The organism is Oceaniglobus trochenteri, assembly GCF_020529025.1.
In the GTDB taxonomy this organism is placed as follows: Bacteria; Pseudomonadota; Alphaproteobacteria; order Rhodobacterales; family Rhodobacteraceae; genus Oceaniglobus; species Oceaniglobus trochenteri.
This window is the reverse complement of the sequence record NZ_JACNMM010000003.1, coordinates 370771-386011: the sequence shown is the minus strand read 5'-3', so window position 1 is coordinate 386011 and position 15241 is coordinate 370771. Positions and strand designations below refer to the sequence as shown.

16 protein-coding genes are annotated in these 15241 nt (G+C 67.9%); 8 read left to right on the top strand and 8 right to left on the bottom strand.

What is annotated here, in order from left to right:
- The first annotated feature begins 25 nt into the window (after positions 1–25).
- From H7828_RS06140 to H7828_RS06105, 8 genes are all read left to right on the top strand, one after another.
- Complete coding sequence (locus H7828_RS06140; RefSeq protein ID WP_226780124.1) at positions 26–859, top strand: FAD binding domain-containing protein; 834 nt, start codon at positions 26–28, stop codon at positions 857–859.
- The gene (locus H7828_RS06135) at positions 852–3548 is read left to right on the top strand and encodes a molybdopterin-dependent oxidoreductase (RefSeq protein WP_226780123.1); all 2697 of its coding nucleotides are present in this window, start codon (positions 852–854) and stop codon (positions 3546–3548) included. Before H7828_RS06140 ends, H7828_RS06135 begins: the two co-directional genes overlap by 8 nt.
- Entirely contained in the window at positions 3545–4948 is a 1404-nt protein-coding gene (locus H7828_RS06130) for a 6-hydroxynicotinate reductase (protein ID WP_226780122.1), read from the top strand. The genes H7828_RS06135 and H7828_RS06130 overlap by 4 nt, the downstream gene beginning before the upstream one ends.
- A complete protein-coding gene (locus H7828_RS06125) occupies positions 4945–5802 on the top strand; it encodes a UPF0280 family protein (RefSeq protein WP_226780121.1) in 858 nt (285 codons plus the stop codon). Before H7828_RS06130 ends, H7828_RS06125 begins: the two co-directional genes overlap by 4 nt.
- A complete protein-coding gene (locus H7828_RS06120; protein WP_226780120.1) occupies positions 5795–6379 on the top strand; it encodes an amino acid synthesis family protein in 585 nt (194 codons plus the stop codon). Before H7828_RS06125 ends, H7828_RS06120 begins: the two co-directional genes overlap by 8 nt.
- Complete coding sequence (locus tag H7828_RS06115; RefSeq protein WP_226780119.1) at positions 6376–6960, top strand: amino acid synthesis family protein; 585 nt, start codon at positions 6376–6378, stop codon at positions 6958–6960. Before H7828_RS06120 ends, H7828_RS06115 begins: the two co-directional genes overlap by 4 nt.
- On the top strand, positions 6957–7382 hold the full coding sequence (locus tag H7828_RS06110; protein WP_226780118.1) for a MarR family winged helix-turn-helix transcriptional regulator: 426 nt from the start codon (positions 6957–6959) through the stop codon (positions 7380–7382). The genes H7828_RS06115 and H7828_RS06110 overlap by 4 nt, the downstream gene beginning before the upstream one ends.
- A 73-nt stretch (positions 7383–7455) precedes the next feature.
- Positions 7456–8322 (top strand): SDR family oxidoreductase, encoded by an 867-nt coding sequence (locus tag H7828_RS06105; protein ID WP_226780117.1) that lies wholly within the window; start codon positions 7456–7458, stop codon positions 8320–8322.
- On the opposite strand, the gene H7828_RS06100 is transcribed toward H7828_RS06105, so the two are convergent.
- The 8 genes from H7828_RS06100 to H7828_RS06065 all read right to left on the bottom strand — a co-directional run bounded on the left by H7828_RS06100 (position 8313) and on the right by H7828_RS06065 (position 15189).
- A complete protein-coding gene (locus H7828_RS06100; RefSeq protein ID WP_226780116.1) occupies positions 8313–8888 on the bottom strand; it encodes a class I SAM-dependent methyltransferase in 576 nt (191 codons plus the stop codon). The two genes, H7828_RS06105 and H7828_RS06100, sit on opposite strands and share 10 nt — an antisense overlap.
- Before the next feature lie 32 nt (positions 8889–8920).
- Positions 8921–9856, bottom strand: a complete 936-nt coding sequence (locus tag H7828_RS06095; RefSeq protein ID WP_226780115.1) for a restriction endonuclease — start codon at positions 9854–9856, stop codon at positions 8921–8923.
- Entirely contained in the window at positions 9853–11778 is a 1926-nt protein-coding gene (gene dxs, locus H7828_RS06090) for a 1-deoxy-D-xylulose-5-phosphate synthase (protein ID WP_226780114.1), read from the bottom strand. The genes H7828_RS06095 and dxs overlap by 4 nt, the downstream gene beginning before the upstream one ends.
- Positions 11779–11852: 74 nt before the next feature.
- Positions 11853–12662, bottom strand: a complete 810-nt coding sequence (locus tag H7828_RS06085; RefSeq protein ID WP_226780369.1) for a polyprenyl synthetase family protein — start codon at positions 12660–12662, stop codon at positions 11853–11855.
- Between the two features lie 105 nt (positions 12663–12767).
- Complete coding sequence (locus H7828_RS06080; RefSeq protein ID WP_226780113.1) at positions 12768–13010, bottom strand: exodeoxyribonuclease VII small subunit; 243 nt, start codon at positions 13008–13010, stop codon at positions 12768–12770.
- Positions 13007–13948 carry a histone deacetylase family protein gene (locus H7828_RS06075; RefSeq protein WP_226780112.1) on the bottom strand — a complete coding sequence of 314 codons (942 nt, stop codon included), beginning with the start codon at positions 13946–13948 and terminating at the stop codon, positions 13007–13009. The genes H7828_RS06080 and H7828_RS06075 overlap by 4 nt, the downstream gene beginning before the upstream one ends.
- A 39-nt stretch (positions 13949–13987) precedes the next feature.
- Complete coding sequence (locus H7828_RS06070; protein ID WP_226780111.1) at positions 13988–14692, bottom strand: response regulator; 705 nt, start codon at positions 14690–14692, stop codon at positions 13988–13990.
- Complete coding sequence (locus H7828_RS06065) at positions 14692–15189, bottom strand: MarR family winged helix-turn-helix transcriptional regulator (RefSeq protein ID WP_226780110.1); 498 nt, start codon at positions 15187–15189, stop codon at positions 14692–14694. Before H7828_RS06065 ends, H7828_RS06070 begins: the two co-directional genes overlap by 1 nt.
- Positions 15190–15241: the final 52 nt, after the last annotated feature.

Sequence of the window (15241 nt, the reverse complement as noted above, 5' to 3'; positions counted from 1 at the left end):
GCCCGCCATCCGTCAGGAGACAGCTATGGGCTATTCCATGCCCACCCACCTGGACGACGCCCTGTCCGCACTCGCCCGTCATGGCGATGCACGGATCGTGGCCGGGGGCACCGATTTCTTTCCCGCCCTGGGCGAGGGCCCGGCCCCGCAAACCCTGATCGACGTGACCCGCATCGACGGGCTGCGCGGCATTGCGCAAACCGCAGAGGGCTGGCGCATCGGTGCCGCAACCTCCTGGAGCGACATCCTGCGCGCGCCCCTGCCGCCCTGTTTCGATGCCCTCAGGGCCGCCGCCCGCGAGGTGGGATCGGTCCAGATCCAGAATTCCGGCACCGTGGCGGGCAACCTCTGCAATGCCTCGCCCGCTGCCGATGGCGTGCCGCCGCTTCTGGCCCTCGAGGCCGAGGTGGAAATCGCCGGCCCTGCGCAGACGCGCCGCCTGCCCCTGTCGAAGTTCCTGCTGGGGGTGCGCAAGACCGCCCTGCAAAAGGGAGAGATCGTGACGGCGGTGCATGTTCCGACACAGCCCGATGGCATGGTTTCGGCCTTTCGGAAACTGGGCAGCCGGCGCTACCTGGTAATCTCGATCGTCATGGTGGCGGCCAACCTCTGGGCCAGGGAGGGCCGGATCGCCGGGGCGCGGGTGACGGTCGGCGCCGCCTCGCCGGTCGCGCAACGCCTTCCGGCGCTTGAGGCGGCGCTGGTGGGGCGCCCGGTCAACGATCCGGGCCTCACCCGGCCCGAGCACCTTGCCCCGCTGTCGCCCATCGCCGATGTGCGCGGCAGCGCCGAATACCGGCAGGAGGCCGTCACCGAACTTTGCGACCGGGCGATCCGGCAGGCGCTGGCCCATGTCTGAGCGTTGCCGCATCATCCTGAACGGCCAACCCGCCGAGGCCACACCGAAGGTGGGCGAACGTCTGTCCCACACCCTGCGCGAAAGGCTGGGCGCGCGGGACGTGAAGGTGGGTTGCAACGCAGGCGATTGCGGCGCCTGCACCGTCCTGCTGGATGGCGCGCCGGTCTGTGCCTGCCTTGTGCCGACGCAACAGGCGGCGGGGCGAGCCGTGGACACCCTGGCCGGGCTGCGCGACAGCCCCGAGGGGCGGGCGCTGGACGCGCGGTTTCAGGATCATCAGGCGGCGCAATGCGGCATCTGCACACCCGGCATGATGGTATCGGCCATCGCCCTTCTGCGCGCCGTGCCTGCGCCTGACGAAAGCCAGGTGCAGGATGCCCTGGGCGGTGTGCTGTGCCGCTGCACCGGCTATCGCAAGATCATCGACGCGGTGATGGGGCGGCCCGCCACCCTGTCGGGCACGGGGGCGGTGGGCGATGCGGTGCGCCGGATCGACGGGGCCGAGCGGGTGGCGGGCACCACGCGCTTTGGCGACGATATCGCGCCGCCGGGCACCCTGACCCTGCGCCTTGTCCGCGCGCCCCACTCCCGCGCCGCCTTTACCCTGGGCGATCTTGACGCCTGGGCCAGCGCCACCCCCGGCGTGGTGGCCACGCTGACCGCGCGGGATGTGCCGGGGCAGAATGCCTTCGGGGTCATTCCCGGTTTCGTCGATCAGCCGGTCTTTGCCGAATCCGAGGCGCGCTTTCGCGGTGAGGCCGTGGCCGCCGTCATCTGTGACGCGGATGCAACCGTCGATCTGGCCACCTTCCCGGTCAGCTTCACCCCCCTGCCCGCCGTGGAAACGCCCGCCGAGGCCATGGCCGAAGGTGCGCCCCTGCTGCACCCCCACCGCCCCGGCAATGTCATGACCGGCGGTTTCGTGCAATGCGGCGATCCCGATGCCGCCCTGGCCCGCGCCGACGTGGTGGCCGAGGGGCATTTCACCAGCGGTTTCGTCGAACACGCTTATATCGAGCCCGAGGCCGGTTTCGCGCAAATGGTGGGCGACAGGATCGAAATCCACGCCTGCACCCAGGCCCCGGTGATGGACCGGGATTCGATGGCGCTGATCCTGGGGTGGGACAGGTCGCGCGTGCGGATCGTGCCGACGGCGGTGGGCGGCGGTTTCGGATCGAAGCTGGACCTGTCGGTGCAGCCCTACCTGGCCCTTGCCGCCCTGAAGACGGGTCAGCCGGTGCGCCTGGCCTATTCGCGGGTCGAATCCATGCAATCGACGACCAAGCGGCATCCGTCCGACCTGCACGTCAGGATCGGCGCCACCAAGGACGGAAAGCTGTGCGGGATGCGCTTTGACGGGTTGTTCAACACCGGCGCCTATTCCAGTTGGGGGCCGACCGTGGCCAACCGTGTGCCGGTTCATGCCTCGGGGCCCTATCACCTGGCCGATTACCGGGCCGAGGCGCAGGGCATCCACACCCATTGCCCGCCCTCGGGGGCCTTTCGCGGCTTCGGCGTGCCGCAATCGGCCATCGCGCAAGAGGTACTTTTCGATGAACTGGCCGAAAAGCTGGCCCTTGATCCGCTGGAGTTTCGCGCGCTGAACGCCCTGAGAAACGGGCTGCCCACGATCTGCGGGCAGGTCTTCGAACAGGGCGTGGGCATCGGCGCCTGTTTCGATGCCCTGCGCCCCGCCTGGGCCAGCGCCCGGGCCAGCGCCGAGGCTTTCAACGCCACCCATGACGGGGTGAAACGCGGCGTCGGGATCGCCGCGGGCTGGTACGGCTGCGGCAATACCTCGCTTCCCAATCCATCCACCATCAAGGTGGGCATCACCGCCGAGGGCACCGTGGTGCTGCACCAGGGGGCCATGGACATCGGGCAGGGCGCGAACACCGTGATCGCCCAGATCTTTGCCCAGGCCCTGGGTCTGCCCCTGTCGCAGATCACCCTTGTCGGCCCCGACACCGACGTGACCCCGGACGCGGGCAAGACCAGCGCATCGCGCCAGACCTTCGTCACCGGCGCGGCGGCCAAGCGGGCGGGCGACGCCCTGCGCGCCGCGATCCTGCACCGGCTGAACGCGCCCGAAACCGCCGAAATCGTGATCGAGGCGGGGCAGATCCTGGTGGGCGAGGCCCGCCTTGCCCTTGCCGACATGCCTGCCGACACCGAAGGCTATGTCTTCCGGGCCGAGGAAACCTATGATCCGCCCACCCTGCCGCTGGATGAAAACGGCCAGGGCAGCCCCTATGCGCAGTTCGGCTATGCCGCGCATCTTGCCGTGGTCGAGGTTGACCTGGCGCTTGGCAGCGTCACGCCCATCGGGTTCACCGCCGCCCATGACGTGGGCCAGGCCATCAACCCCCTGCTGGTGGAAGGCCAGGTGCAGGGCGGCATCGCCCAGGGCCTGGGCATGGCGCTGATGGAGGAATACCTGCCCGGGCGCACCGAAAACCTGCACGATTACCTGATCCCCACCGTGGGCGACATGCCCCCGGTGGAAACCCTGATCGTCGAAGAACCCGACGCCCACGGCCCCTTCGGTGCCAAGGGACTGGGCGAACACGTGCTTATTCCCACTGCCCCCGCGCTTCTGAATGCGATATACCACGCCACCGGCGCCCGGTTGCGTTCGGTGCCCGTCACGCCATCGCGGCTGCACGCCGCCCTGAAAGCCCTGACATGACCGACGAGAAGATCCGCTGCGATGCCTGCCCGGTGATGTGCTATATCGCGGATGGACGCACGGGCGCCTGTGACCGCTATGCCAACCACGGGGGCGATCTGGTGCGCCTTGACCCGCTGACCGTGATCGAGGGCGGCGGAGCGATGGTGCCCTTCCTGGGCCGCGACTGGGATGGCGATATCCTGCAGGGGGATCGCCCCTTCGTCACCGCCATCGGCGCGGGCACCACCTATCCCGATTACAAGCCCGCCCCCTTCATCGTCAGCCAGATGGTGGATGACGTGGACATGATCACCGTCGTGACCGAGGGCATCTTTTCCTATTGCGGCGTGAAGGTGAAAATCGACACCGACCGCCACATCGGCGAGGAATGCGCCGTGGTGCGGGCCGAGGGCGAAGCGATCGGCCATGTGATGACCGGTGAATACGGCTCCAAGATGCTGAGCCTTGGCGGGGTCGATCACCTGACCGGCGGCAGCAAGAAGGAAGGTCGCGCCACCTGCGACGCCCTGCTGGCGCTGTGCAACCGCGAGGCGGTGGAGCTGACCATCGACGGCGGCGTGACGATCACCGTGCAGGCGGGCCATGCGCCGGTCATCGACGGCGTGCCCGAACACCTGATGCGGGTCGGCTGCGGGTCGGCCACCATCGGGATGTTCGCGCTGCAATGGGCGCCCCATGTCGACGAGGTGATCGTGGTGGACGATCACATCACCGGCGTGCTGACCGAACACGAAGCGGGCAAGCAGTTGGACATGAAGCCGGCGGGCATCCGCGTCACCGGGCGGCGCAGCACGCCGGGGCGGTATTTCCAGGTGGCCAATCCCGGCACCGGCTGGGGCGGCACTGATGTGACCGACCCGCTGACCATCATCAAGAAGATCGACCCGAAGGTGGCCTGGCCCGGCCTGCGCCTGCTGATGATTTCTACCACCGGCGAACAATGGGCCTATTTCACGCTGGACGATGCCCTTGTGCCGCAACCCGCCGACATTCCCGAGGCCCTGCGCGTGGTGGCCGAACGCATCGCCGACAATTGCGAACCCTCGATGTGTTCCGTGCTGTTCATGGGCGGCGCCGGGGGCAGCCTGCGTGCCGGTGTCACCGAGAACCCGGTGGGCCTGACCCGCAGCGTCAAGGAGGCGCTGACCCGGGTGACCGTGGGGGGCGCCGATGGCTATGTCTGGCCCGGTGGCGGCATCACGGTGATGGCCGACGTGATGGACATGCCCAGCAACGCCTTCGGCTATGTGCCCACACCTGCCCTTGTCGCGCCCATCGAATTCACCATGCGCCGGTCCGATTACGCCGCCCTTGGGGGCCACATGGACCGCATCCGCCCCGTGGCCGACGTGATGAACCCCGCCATCCGCCGGGTGCCGAAAGGGCGCAGGCCGTGATCGCCGCCCGCCTGCCCGGCGACCGGTTGCACCTGCAACACGGCCCCATCGACCTGGTGATCGGGGCCGATGGCGCGCGCGCGGCGGCGTTTTCGGCAGCGGAGGCGCGGTTTGCTTCGGTGCTTGAGGAACTGGTAGAGGAGTTGCCCTTGCTGCGCTCGCCCGTGGGCGCGGTGCCGCGCCGCCCGATTGCCCGAACGATGCACGCCGCCTGCTGGCCGCACCGTGCGGTCTTCGTCACGCCCATGGCGGCGGTGGCGGGGGCGGTGGCGGACACGGTGCTGGCGGCCATGGTCGCGGGCGGGGGGCTGACCCGGGCCTATGTGAACAACGGCGGGGACATTGCGATATGTCTGAACGACCTAGACAATGACGATCGGAAAGCCCCCGCCTTCACCCTCGCCATGAGATCGCTCGACAACCGCGACCTTGGCCGCATCACCCTGACCGCCACCGACACCGCCCGCGGCATCGCCACCAGTGGGCGGGGCGGGCGCAGCCTGACCATGGGCATCGCCGACCAGGTGACGGTGCTGGCGCGCACAGCCGCCATGGCCGATGTCGCCGCGACGCTGATCGCCAATGCCGTCGATCTGCCCGGCCATCCGGCCATCACCCGGCAACCGGCCAATGCCCTGTCCCCCGACAGCGATCTTGGCGCAAGGCCGGTCGTCACCCATCGCGGCCCGATTTCGCCGCGCGATCGCGAAACGGCCCTGTCTCGGGGTGCCGCCCTGGCGCGTGACATGGCGCGTCGTGGCCTTGTTGACGCCGCCGCCCTGTTCCTGGACGGACAGACGCGGATCGTCGGCGCCTCACACCTGATCGAAGGAAAGGAACCCGCCCATGCCTGAAGTGCAGATCCGCAAGGTGGCCACCCAGATCGAGGAAATCTTCCACGAATTCGGCCCCGCCCCGGACACCCCCCTGTTGCGCGGCGTGGTCCTCGCTGTCATCGCCAACCCCTTCGCGAACGGTTACGTGGCCGACATCCAGCCCTTCATGGAAGACCTGAAGCCCCTGGGCCTGTCGATGGCCCGCCGCCTTCTGAGTGACCTTGGCGGCGATGCCGCGCGGATCGAGGGCTATGGCAAGGGCGCCATCATCGGCACCGCGGGCGAGCTGGAGCATGGCGCGCTGTGGCACGCCCCCGGCGGCTATTCCATGCGCGAGGTTCTGGGCGCGCCCAAGGCCATCGTCCCCTCGACGAAAAAGGTCGGGCGGGCCGGGGCGCGGCTGGACGTGCCGATCACCCATGTCAACGCCAGCTATGTGCGCAGCCACTTCGACAGCATCGAAGTGGGTCTGAACGATGCGCCGCGGGCGAACGAACTGTGCTATATCCTGGCCATGACAACGGGGCCACGGGTACACAGCCGCTGTGGCGGCCTTCTGGCCGAAGACATCACCGGAGAGGATGGTTTGAGATGAGCGCCGAAATCCGCAAGATCGCCGTCTGGGTCGAGGAAACCCACCTGGAGATGAACCGCACCATCGCCCCGCCCACCCGCAAGGCGGTGGCGGTTGCCGTGATCGCCAACCCCTTCGCCGGGCAATACGTTGAGGATCTTGCCCCGCTGATGGATATCGGCGCCGAACTGGGCGCCCTGCTGGGCGAACGCTGCGTGAAGGCTCTGGGCATCGCCCCGGCCCAGGCCGAAAGCTATGGCAAGGCGGCCATGGTGGGTGAAAACGGCGAACTGGAACACGCCGCCGCGATCTTGCACCCCAAGCTGGGCGCGCCCCTGCGTACGGCCGTCGAAAAGGGTGCGGCGCTGGTGCCCTCGTCGAAGAAGATGGGCGGGCCGGGTCAGGATCTCGACGTGCCGCTGGGCCACAAGGATGCCGCCTATGTGCGCAGCCATTTCGACGGGGTCGAGGTGCGGCTGAACGACGCCCCCCGCCCGAACGAGATCATGGTGGCCGTCGCCGTCACCGACAGCGGCCGCCCCCTGCCCCGCGTCGGCGGGCTGACCCACGCCGATGCGACCGGCAAGGACGGGTTGCGGTGACGCGCCCCGGCAGGGACTACAAGCTTGACGCGCAGGTGGGGTTCATCCTGCGCCAGGTCAGCCAGCGCCACGCCCTGATCTTTCAGGCCAACGCGCCCGACGGTCTGACCCCGACGCAGTTTTCCACCCTGATCCGTTTGCAGGAAAACGGCCCCTGTTCGCAGAACGAACTGGGCCGCGCGGCGGCGATGGACGTAGCCACGATCAAGGGCGTGGTGGACCGGCTGCGCGCCAAGGGGCTGGTGGAACTGACCGAATATCCCGGCGACAAGCGGCGCCGGCTGATCACCCTGACGGATCGGGCGCGCAATCTGATCCCGGCCCTGAAGGAAGCAGGCACCCAGATCACCGAACAGACGCTTGAGCCCCTGGACAAGGGCGAACGCGACACCCTGATCGCCCTGCTGTCCCGGCTGATGTAACGGCGCGGGCAATGTCCCGCCCTGCCGGCATCCCCTCTTGCCCCCGCGCGCCAAAGGCGGCAAGCCTCGGGGCATGACACAGAACCTACTCAGCCTTGGCCACGGCTATTCGGCCCGCGCGCTGGCCGCGCTTCTTCTGCCGCTGGGCTGGCAGATCACCGGCACCACCCGCAGCGCCGAAAAGGCGGCCGCCCTGGCCGAAACCGGCATTGCGCCCCTTGTCTGGCCCGGTCAGGACGTGACCGGGGCGCTGGCAGATGCCAGCCATCTTCTGATCTCGGCCGGGCCGGATGACGCGGGCGATCCGGTGCTGAACACAATGGGCGACCAGATCGGCAAGGCCCGGCACCTGAAATGGATAGGCTATCTTTCCACCACCGGGGTCTACGGCGACCACGAAGGCGCATGGGTGGACGAAACCACGCCCCTTACCCCGACAACCCGGCGCGGTGCCCTGCGGGTAAAGGCCGAAGCGGGCTGGGAGGCGGTGGCGCGCGACCACGGTCTGCCACTGCACATCTTCCGGCTGGCGGGCATCTATGGCCCGGGGCGCGGCCCCTTCGCCAAGGTGCGGGCGGGAACGGCGCGCCGGATCATCAAGCCGGGACAGGTGTTTTCGCGCATCCACGTCGAAGACATCGCGCAGGTTCTTGCCGCCTCGATGGAACGGCCGAACCCCGGCGCGATCTACAACCTCTGCGATGACGACCCGGCGCCGCCGCAGGACGTGATCGCCCATGCCGCACGTCTGCTTTGTCTGCCGATGCCCCCCGAGGTCGACTTCGACAAGGCCGAGATGTCCGCGATGGCGCGCAGTTTCTATGCCGAATCCAAGAGGGTGCGCAACGACCGGATCAAGACCGAGCTTGGCGTCACCCTGAAACATCCCGATTACCGCAGCGGTCTGGCCGCCCTGCTGGCCCGCGAGGATCAGTCCTGACGCCAGAGGCTCATCTCAAGCCCGCCACGGTAAAGCAGCAACAGCGCCCCGGTGGGGGCCGCCCGGCCAAAGAACCGCAACACCGCCTCGGCCTCGGCGGGCCAGCCATAGACATAGGTGACCGCCGCATCGCACAGCCCCGGCGCGGCCTCGGGAAGGGCCGGCACGGGGGGCGGACCATCGAAGAACCCCGCGGGCTTGTAGCTGCCCACGCTCAACTCTGCCGCGATGCCATGGGCCTTGGCCAGCGCCTGCCCTTCGGCCACCAGCCCCGGTTCCAGTTCGATCCCCCGGGCCTGCCACCCGGCCTGCGCGGCCAGACAGGTGACCAGCCCGATCCCGCAGCCCCATTCGCAGAAACTGTCATCCCGCACGCCGTCCACGCCCCGCAGGGAACTGACGATGCCCCAGGCAATGCGCGGATCGGACATGACAAAGCCCGCCACCCTGCCGGCAAACGCCGGATCGCCCAACATCGCAGCCCGCTCCTCGGCGGCCCGGGCCAGGGGGCGCAAATGATCGGGCAGGGGCGGAATTTCGGGCGCGAAGGGAACCTGCTGCAACATCCATCACTCCCTCGCAATGCTACCCGAGCTGGTCAGGCCGTTGATTCGGCGAAGTAATCTTCGTCAATAGACCGCAGGACATAGGTCTGACGCGCCCGCACTCCCACCTCGTGGCGGATCATCAGACGGGCCAGTTGGTCTCCGTTGATCAGCACGATCCGCTGCTGCACCTTTTTGATATAGGCGCGTGCTTCGCTGCTGAAGCCCGAGGTCGTGACGAAAACACCTTTTGTCGCGCTTTCCCCTGTCAGGGATCCCACGAAGGCCTGAATCGCCGGACGCCCCACCTTATTGTCCAGCGCATAGCGTTTGGCCTGAACATAGACCGCGTCAAGGCCAAGCGCATCTTCGTTGATGATCCCGTCGATGCCGCCATCGCCCGACCTTCCGATGGCCCGCGCCATGGCCGCGTCGCCGCCGCCATATCCCATGGCTACAAGCAGATCGACAATCAGAAGCTCGAAACGGTCGGGCGAAAGACCGAGGACAGCAAGCAGCACTTCCTCGACAAGGCTTGCCTCGATCTCTCCGAAGGTTCGTTCCAGAATCGCTTCCGGCGTTTCCTGCGCATTGTCGGAAGGCTCAAGTATCGGCCGGTCAGGTGTGGCGGTATTTCCTTGGGCCGAGGTGGCCTTCCAATCGCGAAATTCGGCAGATTCCTCCAGATCGGACTGGCGGAATCCGTCGGGAAAGCGCGCGAGAAAATCACGCCCGCGCCGCGTGATTTCGTGAACATTGCGGCGGGGACTGTGCAACATTCCCGCCTTGCCCAAGTAGGTTCGCGCCCAATGTGTACGGCTGGCCAGAACAGTCACGCGCCCGCTTGGCAATGTTTGCTCGCACTGCGCGTCGCTCAGATCGAAAAGTCGTTTCAATACGGGAACGACTTCACGAACACTGGTCGCCCCATCCGCGAAAGCCCTCAGCGTAGGGCACATCAGAGTTTGGTAATCGGGTATCCCGCTCACGCCCGCTTGCCGATCTGGCCCAGGCCCATGACCTCCAGCACCTTCGCCTCGATGTCCGAGGCGTTGAGGCCGGCGACGGCGTACATGTCGGCGGGGGAGGCCTGATCGATGAAGATGTCGGGCAGCACCATGGAGCGGTATTTCAGCCCGGTGTCGAACACGCCTTCCTCGGCCAGCAGTTGCGCAACGTGGCTGCCGAAACCGCCGATGGCCCCTTCCTCGATGGTGATCAGCGCGTCGTGATCGCGGGCCAGCGCCAGGATCAGGTCGCGGTCCAGCGGCTTGGCGAAACGGGCATCGGCCACCGTGGGGGTGATGCCGCGCGCGGCCAGCCCCTCGCAGGCGGTTTCCACCTCGGAGAGCCGCGTGCCGAAGGACAGGATCGCGACGCCCGATCCTTCGCGCACCATGCGCCCCTTGCCGATCTCCAGCGGCACGCCCTTGGCGGGCAGTTCCACCCCCACGCCTTCGCCGCGCGGAAAGCGGAAGGCGATGGGCCCCTCGTCATGGGCGACAGCGGTGGCGACCATGTGCATCAGCTCGGCCTCGTCCGCCGCGGCCATCACCGTGAACCCCGGCAGGTTGGCCAGGAAGGCCACGTCGAAGGCTCCGGCATGGGTGGCGCCGTCGGCCCCCACCAGCCCGGCCCGGTCGATGGCGAAACGCACCGGCAGGCGCTGGATCGCCACGTCATGTACCACCTGGTCATAGCCCCGTTGCAGGAAGGTGGAATAAAGCGCGCAGAAGGGTTTCATCCCGCCCGCCGCAAGACCGGCACTGAAGGTCACGCCGTGTTGCTCGGCGATGCCCACGTCGAAACAGCGGCTGGGGTAACGCTCGGCAAAGAGGTTCAGCCCGGTGCCGTCGGGCATTGCCGCCGTCACCGCCACCACCTTGTCATCCTCGGCGCCATGGGCCAGCAGCGCCTTGGCAAAGACCGAGGTATAGCTGGGCGCATTGCTTTTCGCCTTGGCCTGAGCGCCTGTCACCACGTCGAACTTGCCCCGCGCATGGCCCCTGTCTGCGGCATGTTCGGCGGGGGCGTATCCCTTGCCCTTCTGGGTGATCGCGTGAATCAGGACCGGCCCCGTGGCACGGGATTTCACCGTGCGCAGGATCGGCAGGATCTGGTCCAGGTCGTGCCCGTCGATGGGCCCGATGTAGGAGAACCCCAACTCCTCGAACAGGGTACCGCCCACGGTCATGCCCTTGACCAGCTCCTTCGCCCGGCGCGCGCCCTCCTGGAACGGCGGTGGCAGGAACGACACGGCGCCCTTGGCCAGGGCCTTGAATTCCTGGAACGGCGCCCCGGCATAAAGCCGCGAGAGATAGGCGCTCATGGCGCCGACGGGGGGCGCGATGCTCATCTCGTTGTCGTTCAGGATCACGATCAGTCGCTTGCCCAGGTGGCCGGCATTGTTCATCGCCTCATAGGCCATGCCCGCGCTCATGGCGCCGTCACCGATCACGGCGATGGCATCGCCCAGCCCGTGTTCGGGCGATCCGCCCAGATCGCGCGCCACGGAAAACCCCAGCGCGGCGGAAATCGAGGTGCTGGAATGGGCCGCGCCGAAAGGATCGAAGGGCGATTCGCTGCGCTTGGTGAAGCCGCTCAGCCCGTCCTTCTGGCGCAGGGTGTTCATCCTGTCGCGTCGCCCGGTCAGAACCTTGTGCGGATAGCACTGGTGGCTCACATCCCAGATCAGCCGGTCGCGCGGCGTGTCGAAGACGGCGTGCAGCGCAACGGTCAGTTCGACAACACCCAGGCCCGCGCCCAGGTGCCCGCCCGTCTGCGACACGGCATGGATGACATCGGCGCGCAACTCGCCCGCCAGCCGCTTCAATTCGCTGTCGCTCATCCCGCGCATGTCCGCCGGGCCGGCGATACGGTCCAGAAGGGGGGTTGAAGGTCTGTCGCTCATCACAATCTCCTCCGCTTTCCAGCATAGGCACCGCAGCGCCCGGCGAAAGGGTCAGTTTGACGCGCGGGTCCGGCTCAGCGGTCCCGCTCAATGACAAAACGCGCGCAGTCGCGCAAGGGTCCGGCCGCATCGCCGTAGGTGTCAAGCGCGCCACAGGCCTCGTCCACCAACTCGCCCGCGCGGGCCCGCGCGCCCGCGACCCCCAGCAGGGAAACGAAGGTGGCCTTGCCCGCCGCCGCGTCCTTGCCCAGGGCCTTGCCCGCCATCAAGGCGTCGCCGGTCACATCCAGAAGGTCGTCGGCGATCTGGAACGCCAGCCCCAGCGCCGTGGCATAGCGTTCCAGCGGCGCGGGATCGCCCCCCGCCAGCAGGGCGCCCGCAGCTCCCGACCAACGGATCAGCGCCCCCGTCTTGCCCGCCTGCAATGCGGTGATCTGCGCCAGGTCCAGGGGTTCGGGCGCGGTCTCGGCGGCAATGTCCATCGCCTGCCCCAGGACCATGCCCTGCGCCCCGGCCGCCCGCGCCAGAGACAGGACCAGCGCCGACCGCACGGCGGGGTCGTCATGGCAGGCCGGATCGGACAGCAGCTCGAAGGCCAGGCAATGCAAGGCGTCCCCCACCAGCACCGCCGTCGTCTCGTCCCATTTCACATGCACCGTGGGCTGGCCCCGGCGCAGGTCGTCATCGTCCATGCAGGGCAGATCGTCATGCACCAGCGAGTAGGCATGCAGGGCCTCGATCGCGGCGGCGGTGCGCACCGACCGGGCCAGCGGCAGACCGTGCAGCGCCGCCCCCTCGGTCACCAGGAAACCGCGCAGCCGCTTGCCGCCGTTGCAGGCCCAACGCATGCCCTGCACCACCGGCAGGTCGCCCAGGGGCGCCATGGCATCGTCAAGGCAGTGCTGAACCGCCGCGGCGCTTTCGGCCAGCCGCGCCTGAAACCGGCTCACGCTGCGCTCTCTTTCTTGCCGAAAATACTCAAATGCCCGTCACTTGCCGTCAAAGGCCGCCGTTCCGGTCGGCGCGCCGTCCCGGTCCAGGGTGATCGCCGCCACCTTCTCTTCGGCCTCTTTCAGCTTGGCCTCGCAGCGCGCCTTCAGGGCGGCGCCGCGTTCATAGAGCGCGATCGACTGCTCCAGCGGCACGTTGCCCGATTCCAGCTGGCCGACAACGCGCTCCAGCTCGGCCATGGCCTGTTCGAATGTCATTTCCGCTACCGGCTGCTCGCTCATGCGCTCCGCTCCTTCAAAACCGCCACATGGGCCGCCACCGAGGCGCCCAGGGCCTGCAAATCATACCCGCCCTCCAGTGTCGAGACGATGCGCCCGCCGCAAAGCTCATCGGCAAGGTCGCACAGCCGCCCGGTCAGCCAGCCGAAGTCCGCGGTTGACCAGTTCAGGCCGGCCAGCGGGTCGGCGGCATGGGCATCGAACCCGGCCGAAATCAGCAGAAGGTCGGGGGCGAAATCGCGCAGCGCCGGAAAGACGCGATCCTCGTAGAGGGCGCGCATGGCCTCGCCGCCGCTGCCCGCCGCCAGGGGCAGGTTCAGCACGTTGTCCTGCGCCCCCCGCTCCGAGGCAGCGCCGGTGCCGGGGTAAAGCGGCATCTGGTGGGACGACACGAACAGCGCGCGCCCCTCGTCCCACAGCAGATCCTGGGTGCCGTTGCCGTGGTGGACATCGAAATCCACCACCGCGACGCGATCCAGCCCGTGATGGTCCAGCGCCCGCATGGCCGCGATGGCGATATTGCCGAACAGGCAGAACCCCATGGGCGTCTCACGTTCGGCATGGTGGCCCGGCGGGCGGCACCCCACGAAGGCCGTCTTCGCCTCGCCCGCCAGCACGGCATCCACCGCAGCCACGCAACCGCCGACCGCCCGGCGCGCGGCGGTCAGGCTGCCGGGCGAAAGCGAGGTATCGGCATCCAGCGCCCGCCAACCCTCGGCCGGCACTGCGGCGGCGATGCGGTCCAGGTGGGCGCGGGGATGGCAGCGCAGGATCTCGGCATCGTCGCACAGGGGGGCGGCGCGCCTGTCCAGGTCCATGCCCGCCAGTGCCGCGCCCACGGCTTCAAGCCGCGCCACCTGTTCGGGGTGGCCCGGCGGATTGACATGGGCCAAGCCGTCATCATGCGAAAAATAGATCATCGCGCCCTCATCCTTGGTCATCAAACATCCCCGCCAGAGGCGGAAAACGCGCCCCGCCGATCAGTCCGAGGCCAGAAGATACCCCGCGCCGCGCACGGTCTGAAGGTATCTCGGCTGTTTCGGGTCGGCTTCGATCTTGCGGCGCAGGCGGGTGATCTGCACGTCGATCGCCCGGTCCTGGGCGCCGCCATTGCCGCGCCCCAGGTCATCCACCAGCTGGGTGCGGCTGATCACCTCGCCCGGCGCGGCCGAGAATATCTTCATCAGCTGCGCCTCGGTCGCCGTCAGCCGGACAAGGGTATCGCCCTGCCACATCTCGCCGCGCTCGGTGTCATAGCGCACCGGCCCGAGGTGCAGCACCTTGGGCACCTCGCCGGTCGTGGGTTCGGATGGCATGCGCCGCAGGATGGCGTTGATCCGCAGAAGAAGCTCTTTCGGCTCGAAGGGCTTGGCCAGGTAATCGTCAGCCCCCGCTTCCAGCCCGGTGATCCGGTCGCCGGTGTCGCCCTTGGCGGTCAGCAGCAGGATCGGCACCGTCAGGGTTTCGCGCAGCGCGGTGGTAAAGGCGATCCCGTCCTCGCCCGGCATCATCACGTCCAGCACGATCAGATCGAAGTCCAGCCCCGCCAGCAGGCGGCGGGCATGGGCGGCATCCCGGGCGGCCGACACGAAGAACCCGTTGCGGATCAGGAATTTCTGCAGAAGGCTGCGGATGCGTTCGTCGTCGTCCACGATCAGCAGGTGAATGTCGCTGACCCCGCTCATCACCGCTCACCCTTGCGGATCGCGAAGTGGCGCCGCTGTTCGGGGTCCATCATCGCCTCGAGCACCTGGCGGAACCCGGCCACGGCCTCGGGGCCGGCGGCACGATAGGCGGCGCGCATCCGGCTGCGTTGCGCCTCGGACAGCGCATGTTCCAGTGTCTTGCCGGTTTCCGTCAGAAACAAGTGCCGCTCCCTCTTGTCACGATGCCCGACCCTGCTTTCCACCAGACCATCCTCGACCAGGGTGCGCAACACACGGTTCAGCGACTGCTTTGTAACACCCAGGATGCCCAGAAGGTTGTTCACCGTGGTGCCGGGGCTGCGGTTGATGAAATGCACCGCCCGGTGATGGGCGCGCCCATAGGCATGTTCGGCCAGGATGCGGTCGGGGTCGGCGGTGAAGCCGCGATAGGCAAAGAACATCGCCTCGATCCCCAGGCGAAGCTGTTCGTCGGTCAGGAAAAGCAGCCCCTCGCCGCCCGGCCGTTGTTCGCCCATTGCCGCCTCCGTTTTCGCTGTGCCTGTTTCTTCATCACAGGTTATGTCAGCC

Coding starts and splice junctions, on each gene's coding strand:
- H7828_RS06080 (WP_226780113.1), bottom strand. CDS start 13,010: ATGAGCGAGCAGCCGGTAGCGGAAATGACATTCGAACAGGCCATGGCC.
- H7828_RS06135 (WP_226780123.1), top strand. CDS start 852: ATGTCTGAGCGTTGCCGCATCATCCTGAACGGCCAACCCGCCGAGGCC.
- H7828_RS06085 (WP_226780369.1), bottom strand. CDS start 12,662: ATGGCGCCCCTGGGCGACCTGCCGGTGGTGCAGGGCATGCGTTGGGCC.
- H7828_RS06140 (WP_226780124.1), top strand. CDS start 26: ATGGGCTATTCCATGCCCACCCACCTGGACGACGCCCTGTCCGCACTC.
- H7828_RS06130 (WP_226780122.1), top strand. CDS start 3,545: ATGACCGACGAGAAGATCCGCTGCGATGCCTGCCCGGTGATGTGCTAT.
- H7828_RS06115 (WP_226780119.1), top strand. CDS start 6,376: ATGAGCGCCGAAATCCGCAAGATCGCCGTCTGGGTCGAGGAAACCCAC.
- H7828_RS06065 (WP_226780110.1), bottom strand. CDS start 15,189: ATGGGCGAACAACGGCCGGGCGGCGAGGGGCTGCTTTTCCTGACCGAC.
- H7828_RS06075 (WP_226780112.1), bottom strand. CDS start 13,948: ATGACCAAGGATGAGGGCGCGATGATCTATTTTTCGCATGATGACGGC.
- H7828_RS06105 (WP_226780117.1), top strand. CDS start 7,456: ATGACACAGAACCTACTCAGCCTTGGCCACGGCTATTCGGCCCGCGCG.
- H7828_RS06070 (WP_226780111.1), bottom strand. CDS start 14,692: ATGAGCGGGGTCAGCGACATTCACCTGCTGATCGTGGACGACGACGAA.
- H7828_RS06100 (WP_226780116.1), bottom strand. CDS start 8,888: ATGTTGCAGCAGGTTCCCTTCGCGCCCGAAATTCCGCCCCTGCCCGAT.
- dxs (WP_226780114.1), bottom strand. CDS start 11,778: ATGAGCGACAGACCTTCAACCCCCCTTCTGGACCGTATCGCCGGCCCG.
- H7828_RS06120 (WP_226780120.1), top strand. CDS start 5,795: ATGCCTGAAGTGCAGATCCGCAAGGTGGCCACCCAGATCGAGGAAATC.